We start from the raw sequence: 12,280 nt of genomic DNA, 5'->3' as shown, positions 1-12,280 counted from the left end.
CGCAACCGCCGTCCCCTTTTTTGTGTCGGCTCAGTGGCTGTCGCGCGGCAACCCTCGTGTCTGTGCGATACGCTGATACTTTTCGGCACCCTCGAGGATCGCGCCGGTGTTGAGCTGGCCAACGACGGCGCGCTGCATTTCCTGCCATGGCGTCTGCGAGGCCGGATACTGATACCCGCCCGCTGCGACCAACGCGGCGCGGCGCTCGGCAAGCTCTTCGTCCGAGATCAGCACATCGGCGGTGCCGCGACCGAGATCGATCCGCACGCGGTCGCCCGTCCTGAGCAGTGCCAGCCCGCCATGCGCCGCCGCTTCGGGCGAGGCGTTGAGGATCGACGGCGAGGCCGACGTGCCCGATTGGCGCCCGTCACCGATGCACGGTAGCGCGTGAACGCCTTCGCGGATCAGATACGCGGGCGGGCGCATGTTGACGACCTCGGCCGCGCCGGGATAGCCGATCGGGCCCGCGCCGCGCATGAACATCAGCGTCTCGCGCGTGATGCCGAGCGCGGGATCGTCGATCTGGTGGTGATAATCCTCAGGGCCATCGAACACGATCGCGGGGCCTTCGAACGCCTCGGGATCCTCGGGGTTGGAAAGATACTGTTCGCGGAACTCGGCGCTGATCACGCTCGTCTTCATGATCGCGGCGTCGAACAGATTGCCCTTCAGAACGACGAAGCCGGCTTCCTCGACGAGCCGCGTCTCGAAGGTGCGGATTACGCGATCGTCCTCGATCGTGGCATCCCGGCAATTGTCGCCGATCGTCCGCCCGTTGACGGTCAGCGCGCCTTCCTGGATCAAATCGTGGCGCATGAGTTCTGCGACGACGGCGGGCACGCCGCCCGCGCGATAATAATCCTCGCCGAGATATTCGCCGGCCGGCTGCAGATTGACAAGCAGCGGGACCTTGTGGCCGTGCGTCTGCCAGTCGTCGAGCTCGAGCTCGGCGCCGACATGGCGCGCGATCGCCGCCAAGTGGATCGGCGCGTTGGTCGAGCCGCCGATCGCCGAATTGACGACGATCGCGTTGAGGAAGGCGTCGCGCGTCATGATGTCGGACGGCTTGAGGTCCTCGCGGACCATATCGACGATCCGCTTGCCGGTGAGATAGGCGACTTCCTGGCGGTCGCGATACGGCGCGGGGATCGCGGCCGAGCCCGGCAGCATCATGCCGAGCGCCTCGGCGAGCGAGTTCATCGTCGTCGCGGTGCCCATGGTGTTGCAATAGCCGGTCGACGGTGCCGACGAGGCGACGAGCTTGATGAAGCCGGCATTGTCGATCTCGCCCTTGGCGAGCATCTCGCGCGCCTTCCACACGATCGTGCCCGATCCGGTGCGCTCGCCCTTGTGCCAGCCGTTGAGCATCGGGCCGACCGACAGCGCGATCGCCGGGATGTTCACGGTTGCGGCCGCCATCAGGCAGGCGGGCGTGGTCTTGTCGCAGCCGATCGTCAGCACGACGCCATCGAGCGGATAGCCGTAGAGCGTCTCGACCAGCCCGAGATAGGCGAGGTTGCGGTCGAGCCCGGCGGTCGGGCGCTTGCCGGTTTCCTGGATCGGATGGACCGGGAATTCGATCGCGATCCCGCCCATCTCGCGGATGCCCTCTCGCACGCGGTCTGCCAACACGAGATGATGGCGGTTGCACGGCGACAGGTCGCTGCCAGTCTGCGCGATGCCGATGATCGGCTTGCCCGACTGGAGTTCCTCGAGGCTGAGCCCGAAGTTCAGATAGCGCTCGAGGTACAGCGCGGTCATGTCGATATTGTCGGGATTGTCGAACCAGGCGCGCGAGCGCAGGCGAGCGAGCGGCGTGGCGGGAGCGGTAGGCGTGTCGGTCATGCAGGATCGTCCGGACTGGGTCAGCAGCAGCGCGGCGACCTCCCTAGGCGCGGACGGGTTTCCACATTCCCGCGCCACACACTCCGGTCGCCGAGGCTATCTGTTGACGAGATAGAGCGAGACTTATACTCGGACAAATACCGAGAAGGCAATCCGCCGCGCGCGGGGTTCGCCACATGGAGGATCTACGAATGGCCGCACCCGTGATTGCCGCGCCTGCCCCCGTCGCATCGGGCGATTCGCCCGACAATGGGCGCTATCGTTCGGCTCTGACGCTGCTGGCGAGCCTGTTCTTCATGTGGGGCTTCATCACCGTCATCAACAACACGCTGCTGCCGCATCTGCGCAGCGTGTTCGATCTGAGCTATACCCAGACGACGCTGATCGAAAGCGTGTGGTTTATCGCCTATTTCGTCGCGTCGATCCCCTCGGCCAAGCTGATCGAGCGGATCGGCTATCAGCGCTCATTGGTGGTCGGCCTCGTCATCATGGCGGCGGGTGCGCTCGGGATGATCGTCGCGGCGCGGATCCCGTCGTACGGGGTGACGCTGTTCGCTTTGTTCGTCATCGCGAGCGGGATCACGCTGCTGCAGGTCGCGGCCAACCCCTATGTCGCGGTCGTCGGCAAGCCAGAGACCGCGTCGTCGCGGCTCAATCTGGTGCAGGCGTTCAACTCGCTCGGCGCGACGCTCGCGCCGCTGTTCGGCGGGTATCTGATCCTCGGCCGCTCGACCTCGGGCACGGCGGCGGCGGGGGCGGCGGCGCTGACCCCGGCGCAGCGGCTCGCCGACGCGCAGTCGGTGCAATTGCCGTATCTGATCGTCGCGGTCGTCCTGGTCGTGCTCGCGGTCGTCATCGCGCGGTCGCCACTGCCGGCGATGGGCGCTGCCACCAAGCGCAACGCCAAGGCCGAGCGCGCCAACCATTCGCTCTGGTCGCACCGCAACCTGATCTTCGGGATCCCGGCGATCTTCATCTATCTGATCGCCGAGATCGGCGTCGGCAACCTCTTCATCAACTTCATCAGCCAACCCGAGATCGGCAGCACGACGCACGAGCAGGCGTCGCATTATCTCTTCCTGCTGTGGGGCGGGATGATGGTCGGCCGCTTCGTCGGCAGCTATCTGATGCAGCGCATCCCCGCCGAGCATGTGCTCGCCGCCGCCAGCATCGGCGCGTGCGTCGTGATGCTGATCGCGACCTTCGCCACGGGGCATGTCGCGATGTGGGCGCTGATCTCGGTCGGGCTGTTCCACTCGATCATGTTCCCGACGATCTTCACGCTCGGCATTCGCGGGCTCGGGCCGCTGACCGAAGAGGGGTCTGGGCTACTGATCATGGCGATCGCCGGCGGCGCGCTGGTCATCGTGCAGGGCAAGCTTGCCGATATGTACGGGCTGCAAAACTCGTTCCTGCTGACGGCGGCGTGCGAGCTTTACGTGCTGTTCTACGCGGTGTGGGGGTGCCGGGTGAGTGCCGAGGTGGCGGCGCAGGAGGCGGTGTAATCGTCGGGGCGGCGGCAGTGGGTTTACACCGCTGCCGGTTGACTCGATTGACCCCAAGACGTGGTGTTCGCAAAGTCGATCGTTTCCGTTTTTGAACGGATACGGGCGTGCCTGTCCGACGATTTCAAAGAGCCTTGCGGGCATACCATAAATGCCGCGATGTAGGACAGCGGCATGGTGATGGTCGTCCAAGGCGGCCGTCCGCGATCGGTCGGCAGGCTGCGGCCGAACTTTGACATAGCGCGCAGCAGGGGCCTCGGCCCCGATGCCGTCATTCCCGCGGAGGCGGGAATCCATTGCCGCCCCGCCGGCCTAAACGAAAGAGCGTCGTCCTTATGGATCCCCGCCTGCGCGGGGATGACGACAAGGATCGTGAACGACCCACAATCGGTCGTCCCAGCTCAATCCTTCAATCCCAAAGCTGCAACTGCGCTGATGCAGAAATCAAAAGTTTTGCATCGATGTTAGTAGCCGGTTTCCAACGTCACGACCGTAAGCCGACCTTTGATCTTGCCAACCAACGTTACGTTGCCGCCCGGCCAGTCAGGGCCGTTCATCGCCATAATGGCGCTGGACGTCATTTGAGCCGTAAAAAGCGGTTGGAAGGTCGTTGCGCCTGGTGCGGTAACAATGGTGGTCTTTGTCCGGTCATCGACCCAAGCCCCATAGCCCCACGCGGTTCCGACCAATCGTAATGCGCGGCCGGGAGGTGGCGCTGGAAGCGTCGGTTCATCGAACTTCCGCCGCCCCTCGCATCCTACTTTGCGCAGCCGGCCATTAGAGAGTGTGCCTCCCTCATAATCGGCTTGAAGCGAGTAGCAGCGGCCATCGCTCAATGAGATGGTCACAGGCAGAAAACCCGGAGACCAAGCGTCAACGACGTGTGCTTTGCTAGTTTCAGCTATCGCAAATGCGCCAACAACCTTGACACGGCCCACAGCCGCGCCGCGCCTGTAGGTCGGATTGGCGTGGATCAGGCTCGACACCGCCGTATCAGGGATGCGGGTTAGTAGTGGTGCACCCGGGTCTGAGGGCACCGCAACATTTGGTCGTGATCCACCGTCGCTGTATCCAGCGGGTGGGACGAACTGCGCATGCGCGCTCAGCGCCGCGACTGCGATCATGCTTCCCACGCTCACGCGGGCAAATGCTGGTGCCTTGTTCTTCATTGGCAACTCCCTGATCGGAGCAGCTTACGACCGTGACAGCAAAGAGCCAGCCAGTATGCCGGCAGCCAGGTTGATGCAAAATTCACGGATTTCGCATCGACCAAAGAACGGCGGGAAACCATCCGGGCCGCCGATGCAAAAATCTGATGCGGCTTCCTGTAGGTATCTGGTTTGACTGGCGTGGTGCGGTTCAGAAGGCGGGCGGACCGTTTGCCACCAATGTCGTTAAACTCGGCATCCCGCCTTTGCGGTATTGACGGAAACCCCCGTTCGACCCCAAACGAGAACAGGACCGCGATGGCATCATCGCGGTCCCGTCAAAACCGATCTGCTCGAAGATCGGAGCCACACGCGCCACCAAGGTGGCGCGCGCCTTACCCCTCCATCGCCTCGAGCGACTTGCCCTTGGTCTCGTGGATGAACTTCTGCACCAGGAAGAAGCTGATCACCGCGCACACCGCATAGAACGAATAGCTTTTCGCGAGGCCAATGCTCCCCAGCATGATCGGGAAGGACTGCGCGACGAGATAATTGGCGAACCATTGCGCAAAGCCGCATACCGCGAGCGCCGAGCCGCGGATCTGGTTGGGGAACATCTCGCCGAGCATCACCCACATCACCGGGCCCCAGCTGATGTTGAACGCGAACGAATAAGCGAGCGCCGCGCCGACCGCGAGCTGCCCCATATGGCCCGGCAGCGTGAGCTTGTCGGCGACGAGCGTGCCGGTCGAGAAGGCATAGACCATCGCGAACAGCGTGACCGCCATGCCCGCCGACCCGATCAGCAGCAACGGCTTGCGGCCGATCTTGTCGACCAGGCCGATCGTGATGAAGCACGCGACGATCGAGATCGTCCCCGAGATGATGTTGGTCATCAGCGCCTCGGATTCGGAGAAGCCCGCCGCCTGCCACAGCGTCGCGCCGTAATAGAAGATCACGTTGATGCCGACGAGCTGCTGGAACACCGCGAGCAGCAGACCCGCCCAGACGACCGAGCGAAGCCCGAGGAAGCCGCGGCCGCCCGGCGGCGTCAGCACGTCGGAGAGGCGCGGGCGATGGTCCTTCGAGAAGCTTGCTTGAATCTCGCCGAGCGTCAGTGCGCCCTGGCGGGTGCCGAACAAGCTCGTCAGCACGTTCAGCGCTTCTTCGTTGCGCTGCTTCGAGACGAGGAAGCGCGGGCTTTCGGGGATGAAGAACAGAGCGATGAAGAAGACCACCGCGGGCACCGCCTGCAGCAGGTACATCCAGCGCCACGCGGCGATGCCGAACCAGAGCGGGTTGAGCGAGGCGACGTCGTTGGGGTTGACGGGGTTGGACGCGGCTGCCGCGAGGTAATAATTGGCGAAGAACGCCGCCGTCAGACCGGTGATGATCATGATCTGCTGGACGGTCGTCATGCGGCCACGGATGTTGGGCGGCGCGACCTCCGAGATATACGCGGGCGACAGCACGCTGGCCGCGCCGACCGCGATCCCGCCGCAGATGCGCGCGATGACGAACAGCGTATGGTCGTGCGCGATCCCCTGGACGAGCGCCCCGAGCAGGAACAGCAAAGCGGCATAGCGCATCACGTTGCGGCGGCCGATCGCATCGGCGAGCGTGCCGGCGGAGAACGCCCCGATGACGCAGCCGATCAGCAGCGATCCGACGGTGAAGCCCAGCCCGGCATCGTCGAGCGCGAACGCCGCCTTGAGCCCGGGCTGCGTCCCGTTCACCGCGCCACTGTCATAGCCGAACAACAGTCCGCCGATCGTGGCCACCGCAACGATCGCCGCAATGAACCCCAAATTGCCCCTTTGGGTATCGGGCTGCGTGAGTGCCATATCGTTTTTCCGCTCCTGAAATCGTTTATAGTTTTGCTGGATAGACGGGCAGGCCGCACACGCCGGCGTCGAACGCGAAGAGATTGCCGGCGAGCGGCTGCGCTTGCAAATCCTGTCGTGTCAGGCCCTTGCGCGCGGTTGTTGCATAGGCGGTGCGCAGCTCGGGGCCGCCGAAGGCGATCTTGGTGACGTTGGCGACGGGGAATTCCACCGTCTCGATCAGCGCGCCGGCGGGATCATAGCGCCGCACGCCCCAGCCGCCGAACAGCGCGACCCAGACACAGCCTTCGGCATCGATCGTCGAGCCATCGGGATGGCCTTCGCCGGGTGCGATCTCGCAGAACAGCGTCGGCGCGGCGAGCGTGCCGTCGTCGTTGAGGACGACGCGCCACACGCTCCGGCCTAGCGTATCGGTGTGGTAGAGCGTGCCGCCGTCGGGCGCGATCGCCGGGCCGTTGGTGATGACGACGGGGGCGAGGCCGCTGTCGGTGCTGCCGTGCGGATCGGCGCGATAGAGCCGGCCGCTCGCGTCCTGCTCGGCATTGTCCATGCTGCCGAACCAGATGCGGCCCATCGCATCGGTGGTCGCATCGTTGAGGCGGTTGCCGGGGAGGTGCGTCTCGGGATCGAACAGGTGCGTAAACTGCCCGCTGACGGAATCGAAGGTGTGGAGACCCGAAGCGAGCCCGGCGATCGTCCCGCCGTTCGCGCGCGGCAACACCCAGCCGACTTCGCCCGGCGCGTCCCAGTGCTGTAGCGCATCGCGCGCCGGATCGAAGCGGTAGATCCGCGGGCGCTTGATGTCGACGAACCACAAGGCCGCGTCATGCCAGACCGGCCCTTCGCCGAGGATCGCGCCGATCGGCTGGACCGAGCGTACCGCCCCGACCATCAGCGCCAGCCCGCGTCCACGAAATAGTCATGGCCGGTGCACATCCGCGCATCGTCCGAAGCGAGGAACAGCGCGAGCGATGCGACGTCGGACGGCTGAATGCGGCCATCGAGGCATTGCGCGGCGACGATCTCGGCCTCGCCCTCGGGGGTGTACCAGCGTTCTTGCCGCGGGGTCTGGATATTGCCGGGGACGATCGTCGTGACGCGGATGTTGTCGCGGCCGAGATCGCGCGCGAGGCTGCGCGTGAGGCCTTCGATCGCGGCCTTGGCGGTCTGGTAGAGAACTAAGTCGGGGAGACCCAGATGCCAGCTGATCGACCCGAAATTGACGATCACGCCGCCGCCCGCGGCCTTCATGCCGGGGACCACGGCCTGGGCGGCGAAGAACAGGTGGCGGAGGTTGGTCGCCATCCGCTCATCCCAATAAGCGGGCGTCACTTCCTCGATCGTATGGCGGTCGTCGCGCGCGGCATTGTTGATGAGGATGTCGATCCCGCCGAGCTCGGTCGAGATCTTGGCGATCGTCGCGGTGAGCGCGTCGATGTCGCGCAGGTCGCAAGCGTGGAACCGGCCGGGCGCGAACTTCGCCGCGGTCGCTTCGCCGGCTTCCTGGTCGATGTCGATGAACGCGACGTTTGCCTGCTGCGCCGCGAACGCTTCGACCAGCGCAGCGCCGATCCCGCTGCCGCCGCCGGTGACCAACACGCGCTTGCCGACGAGACTTGGATAGACGGCACCGCTCACTGAGTTGCTCCCAACAGGCCGCGTGCGGCGAGATTTGCGAAAAACGCGCTGATCCCGATCGTCCAGGGCGCGGCATCGCGCGAGGTGACGACGCGATTGACGAGGCGCCCGAGCCGCGCGCTTTCGATCGTCACACTGTCGCCGACCTTGTGGGTGAAACCGCGGCCCGGCTCGTCGCGGTCCTGCACGGGTGCGAAAAGGGTACCGAGGAACAGCACGAAGCCGTCGGGATATTGATGTTCGCTGAGCGTCTGGCGAACCAGGTCGAGCGGATCGCGGCTGATCTCGGCCATGTTGCTCGCGCCGTCGAGGACATAGCCGTCCTCGCCTTCGATCCGCAGCCGCAATTCGGCCGAGCGGACATCGTCGATGCCGAAGCTCGCGTTGAACAGGCGGACCATCGGCCCGAGCGAGCACGAGGCATTGTTGTCCTTGGCCTTGCCGAGCAGCAGCGCCGAGCGGCCTTCGAAATCGCGCAGGTTGACGTCGTTGCCGAGGGTCGCGCCGACGACGGTGCCTCGGCTGTCGACGAGCAGGGCGATCTCGGGTTCGGGGTTGTTCCAGGTCGAATCCGAGCGGATGCCGATCTCGGCATCGCCGCCGACCGTCGAGAGCACGGGTGCCTTGGTGAACACCTCGGCATCGGGGCCGATCGCGACTTCGAGATATTGCGACCACATCCCGTCGTCGATCAGCGCTTGCTTGAGGTCGGCGGCCTCGGTCGAGCCAGGCACGACCGCGCGGATCGAACCGCCGACGCGCGTTTCGAGCCGCGCGCGGATGTCCGCCGCCGCGCGCGAATCGCCGCGCGCGCGTTCCTCGATGACGCGCTCGATCGCCGAGACTGCGAAGGTGACGCCGCATGCCTTGACGCATTGCAGGTCGACGGGGCTGAGCAGGGTGACGGCCGACGGGTCGAATACGCCGAGCGAGACGCCGCCAGTGCCGCTGAAATCCCCCGCTTCGACGAGCGCCGAGACAGTCGGGGCGACGCGCGCCATGTCGAACAATTCGCCGCGGACGAGCAGAACCGGCGAGGGGCCATCGGCGCTTTCGATCCGTCCGAGGAACGTCCCGCTCTGCCAGTCCGCCGCCAGTGCAGACCGCTGTGGGTCGCTGCTGCCCGCCATCCTCAACTCCCGTCACGTTTTTATATCTGATAGCGCTACCAACACGACGTGAAGCGATGTGTCAAGAGCGCGAAATCGGTGCGTCCGATCCGCCGCTTGCGGCATCGCCGCGGCAGGCCATCGCCCGCCGCAGCGCGCAGGGTTTTACCGCGGCGAGGCTTCGCGAACGCCCTCGATCCGGCGCGCGACGTGCCACGCATTGTCGGGCGCGATCGCTGCCGGGAGCAACTCCGCCGGCAAGTTCTGGAAGCACACCGGCCGCAGGAAGCGGTAGATGGCGAGCGTGCCGACCGAAGTCGTCCGCCCGTCACTGGTGGCGGGGAAGGGGCCGCCGTGCACCATCGCGTGGCTCACCTCGACCCCGGTCGGCCAGCCGTTGGCGAGGATCCGCCCAACTCGACCGGCGAGCGCGGGGAGGAACTTGGCCGCGGCGGCGTGATCGTCGGCATCGATCTGGAGCGTCGCGGTCAGCTGGCCTTCGAGCCCGGCGACGACGCGCGTCAGCTCGGCAAGGTCGGTGCAGCGCACGACGACTGCCGACGAGCCGAACACTTCATGCCCGAGCGCGCTGTCGGCGAGGAAAGCGGCGGCATCAGTGTCGAACAGCGCGCCGACTGCTTGGTTGGCGCCGGTGCTCGCGCAACCGCGCGCGACGGTCCGGACCGAACCGTGTTCGGCGAGCGCGGCGACGCCCTTTTCGAAGCTGTCATGGATGCCGGGCGAGAGCATCGTCGCGGGCTGGCTGCCACCCAAGGCGACGCCCGCCGCATTGACGAAAGCATCCAGCTCTGGGCTGTCGATCGCGAGGACGAGGCCGGGATTGGTGCAGAACTGGCCTGCGCCCATCGTCAGCGACTGGACGAACGCGGTCGCCAGCGCGGCACCGCGCGCGGCGAGCGCTGCGGGGAAGAGGATCACCGGGTTGATGCTCGACATTTCGGCATAGACCGGGATCGGCTCGGCGCGCTGTGCCGCGATCTTGACGAGCGCCAGGCCACCGCCGCGCGAGCCGGTGAAGCCGACCGCCTTGATCCGCGGATCGGCGACGAGCGCGCCGCCGAGATCGTTGGTCTCGCCGGGCAGATAGGAGAAGGTGCCAGCGGGCAGGCCGCACTTGGCGACCGCGCTGGCGATCGCGCGCGCGACGAGTTCGCCGGTGCCGGGATGCGACGGATGGCCCTTGACGATCACCGGGCAACCCGCGGCGAGCGCCGACGCGGTGTCACCGCCGGCGACCGAGAAAGCGAGCGGGAAGTTCGACGCGCCGAACACCGCGACGGGGCCTACCGCCACATTGACGCGGCGCAGATCGGGGCGCGGCAGCGGCGCGCGGTCGGGAAGCGCCGGGTCGATCGTCGCGTCGAGCCAGTCGCCCTGGCGGACGACGGTCGCGAACAGCCGCAGCTGGCCGACGGTACGGCCACGCTCGCCTTCGATCCGCGGGCGGGGCAGGCCGCTTTCCTGGACGGCGCGGTCGATCAGTTCGTCGCCGATCGCGACGATCGCATCGGCGATCGCCTCGAGGAAGGTCGCGCGCGTTTCGGGATCGGTCGCCGCATATTCGGGGAAGGCCGCTTCGGCGAGCGCGGCGGCATCGGCCACGGCATCGGTGCCGGCCGAGGAGAAATCGGGGGTGAGGGTCGCGCCGGTCGAAGGGTCGATCCCCGAAAATCGCGTCGTCGCCTGCCGTTGCTCGGCACCGACCAAAATCGCTCCGTCGATCATAGATACTGTTCCTTGAATTAGTCCGACATAATAGAAGCTGCCGGCGCAGAGTACAAGGCGACCAGCGCAAGGGCTCGTCGGGAGATCGGCCCGTCCGCGCGAAACGGACGGGCCGACCGCTTGATCAGATGAAGCGGTTGATGAGGTTCTCGATCCGCTCCTGCCGGCCCGAGCGCGGCTGTGGGTCGATGCCCTGCTCGACCGCGAGATCGGCGATCGCCGCCAGGTCGAGCGACCCGATCTTCTGGCCGAAATCGGCATCCCAGCCGGCATAGCGCTCGGTCTTGATCGCATCGAGGCGCCCGTCCTCGATCAGCGCTGCTGCATTGAGCAGGCCCTTGGCGACGACGTCGATCGCGCCGACATGGCCGTGGAATAGATCGACCGCGTCCATCGACTGGCGCCGCACCTTCGCGTCGAAATTGAACCCGCCGGTGGTGAAGCCGCCCGCGCGGATGATCTCGAGATTGGCGAGCGTCAGTTCCTCGACCGAATTGGGGAACTGGTCGGTATCCCAGCCATTCTGCGGATCGCCGCGGTTCGCGTCGATCGAGCCGAAGATGCCGAGCGCGGCCGCGGTCGCGATCTCATGCTCGAAAGTGTGGCTGGCGAGCGTCGCGTGGTTCGCCTCGATATTGACCTTGACCTCGTTCTCGAGGCCGTAGCGCTTGAGGAAGCCGTACACCGTCGCGGTGTCGAAATCGTACTGGTGCTTGGTCGGCTCGAACGGCTTTGGCTCGATCAGGATCGTGCCGGTGAAGCCGATCTTGTGCTTGTGCTCGACCACGAGGTTGAGGAAGCGGCCGAGATTGTCGAGCTCGCGCTTGAGATCGGTGTTGAGCAGCGTCTCATAGCCTTCGCGACCGCCCCACAGCACGTAGTTGGCGCCGCCGAGGCGATGCGTCGCTTCGAGCGCGTCGCGGACCTGCATTGCGCCGAACGCGAAGACTTGCGGGTCAGGGTTGGTCGCGCCGCCGGCGGCGAAGCGCGGGTGGCTGAACAGGTTCGCCGTGCCCCACAGCAGCTTGCGGCCCGACGAGGCCTGGAGCTTCTCGAGATGATCGACCGCTTCGGCGAAGTTGCGGCGATGCTCGGTGATGGTGGCGGCATCGGCCATCACGTCGACGTCGTGGAAGGTGTAGAAGGGGATGTCGAGCTTGGTGAAGAAATCGAACGCGACTTCGCGCTTCTGCGCGGCCGCGGCCGAATCGTTCGCGCCGGCATGCCACGGGCGGTTGAAGGTCCCGCCACCGAACACGTCCGAGCCGGGCCAGCAGAAGGTGTGCCAGAAGCACGCGGCGAAGCGCAGATGGTCTTCCATCCGCTTGCCCATGACGACGCGGTCCTTGTCGTAATAGCGATAGGCGAGCTCGTCGTCGGTCTCGGGGCCCTTGAAGGCGATCTGCGGAATGTCGGCGAAGAAATCGGTGGCCATCGGGGCGCTC

Annotated in this window: 9 protein-coding genes; 1 reads left to right on the top strand and 8 read right to left on the bottom strand. The window is 65.9% G+C overall.

The annotated features are described in order from the left end of the window. Nucleotides 1–30: 30 nt before the first annotated feature. Complete coding sequence (locus IE187_RS00885; RefSeq protein WP_189674732.1) at nt 31–1,845, bottom strand: IlvD/Edd family dehydratase; 1,815 nt, start codon at nt 1,843–1,845, stop codon at nt 31–33. Nucleotides 1,846–2,036: 191 nt separating this feature from the next. Between IE187_RS00885 and IE187_RS00880 the strand changes: the two genes are divergently transcribed. Continuing rightward, nucleotides 2,037–3,350, top strand: coding sequence for a sugar MFS transporter (locus IE187_RS00880; RefSeq protein WP_189674731.1), 1,314 nt, complete (start codon nt 2,037–2,039; stop codon nt 3,348–3,350). A gap of 464 nt (nt 3,351–3,814) precedes the next feature. Here the strand turns inward: IE187_RS00880 and IE187_RS00875 are convergent, their stop codons facing one another. The 7 genes from IE187_RS00875 to xylA all read right to left on the bottom strand — a co-directional run bounded on the left by IE187_RS00875 (nt 3,815) and on the right by xylA (nt 12,270). Next, nucleotides 3,815–4,519 (bottom strand): hypothetical protein, encoded by a 705-nt coding sequence (locus IE187_RS00875; RefSeq protein WP_189674730.1) that lies wholly within the window; start codon nt 4,517–4,519, stop codon nt 3,815–3,817. A 374-nt stretch (nt 4,520–4,893) separates the two neighbouring features. Next, the gene (locus tag IE187_RS00870; protein ID WP_189674729.1) at nt 4,894–6,342 is read right to left on the bottom strand and encodes a sugar porter family MFS transporter; all 1,449 of its coding nucleotides are present in this window, start codon (nt 6,340–6,342) and stop codon (nt 4,894–4,896) included. Nucleotides 6,343–6,367: 25 nt separating this feature from the next. Beyond that, nucleotides 6,368–7,234, bottom strand: a complete 867-nt coding sequence (locus IE187_RS00865) for an SMP-30/gluconolactonase/LRE family protein (RefSeq protein WP_189674728.1) — start codon at nt 7,232–7,234, stop codon at nt 6,368–6,370. Continuing rightward, nucleotides 7,234–7,980, bottom strand: coding sequence for a D-xylose 1-dehydrogenase (xylB, locus tag IE187_RS00860; protein ID WP_189674727.1), 747 nt, complete (start codon nt 7,978–7,980; stop codon nt 7,234–7,236). Before xylB ends, IE187_RS00865 begins: the two co-directional genes overlap by 1 nt. Then, a complete protein-coding gene (locus IE187_RS00855) occupies nt 7,977–9,110 on the bottom strand; it encodes a fumarylacetoacetate hydrolase family protein (RefSeq protein ID WP_189674726.1) in 1,134 nt (377 codons plus the stop codon). Before IE187_RS00855 ends, xylB begins: the two co-directional genes overlap by 4 nt. Before the next feature lie 144 nt (nt 9,111–9,254). Next, nucleotides 9,255–10,835, bottom strand: coding sequence for an aldehyde dehydrogenase (NADP(+)) (locus IE187_RS00850; RefSeq protein WP_189674725.1), 1,581 nt, complete (start codon nt 10,833–10,835; stop codon nt 9,255–9,257). 124 nt (nt 10,836–10,959) lie between these two features. Next, nucleotides 10,960–12,270, bottom strand: a complete 1,311-nt coding sequence (gene xylA, locus IE187_RS00845; RefSeq protein WP_189674724.1) for a xylose isomerase — start codon at nt 12,268–12,270, stop codon at nt 10,960–10,962. Nucleotides 12,271–12,280 lie beyond the last annotated feature (10 nt).

Source organism: Sphingomonas glacialis (genome assembly GCF_014653575.1).
Classification (GTDB): domain Bacteria; phylum Pseudomonadota; class Alphaproteobacteria; order Sphingomonadales; family Sphingomonadaceae; genus Sphingomonas; species Sphingomonas glacialis.
This window is presented reverse-complemented; position numbering and strand designations above follow the sequence as displayed.

Bases quoted from the DNA above. Each gene is read 5' to 3' on its own strand.
- IE187_RS00880 (WP_189674731.1), top strand. From the start codon at position 2,037: ATGGCCGCACCCGTGATTGCCGCGCCTGCCCCCGTCGCATCGGGCGAT.
- IE187_RS00875 (WP_189674730.1), bottom strand. From the start codon at position 4,519: ATGAAGAACAAGGCACCAGCATTTGCCCGCGTGAGCGTGGGAAGCATG.
- IE187_RS00865 (WP_189674728.1), bottom strand. From the start codon at position 7,234: ATGGTCGGGGCGGTACGCTCGGTCCAGCCGATCGGCGCGATCCTCGGC.
- IE187_RS00885 (WP_189674732.1), bottom strand. From the start codon at position 1,845: ATGACCGACACGCCTACCGCTCCCGCCACGCCGCTCGCTCGCCTGCGC.
- IE187_RS00870 (WP_189674729.1), bottom strand. From the start codon at position 6,342: ATGGCACTCACGCAGCCCGATACCCAAAGGGGCAATTTGGGGTTCATT.
- IE187_RS00850 (WP_189674725.1), bottom strand. From the start codon at position 10,835: ATGATCGACGGAGCGATTTTGGTCGGTGCCGAGCAACGGCAGGCGACG.
- xylA (WP_189674724.1), bottom strand. From the start codon at position 12,270: ATGGCCACCGATTTCTTCGCCGACATTCCGCAGATCGCCTTCAAGGGC.
- IE187_RS00855 (WP_189674726.1), bottom strand. From the start codon at position 9,110: ATGGCGGGCAGCAGCGACCCACAGCGGTCTGCACTGGCGGCGGACTGG.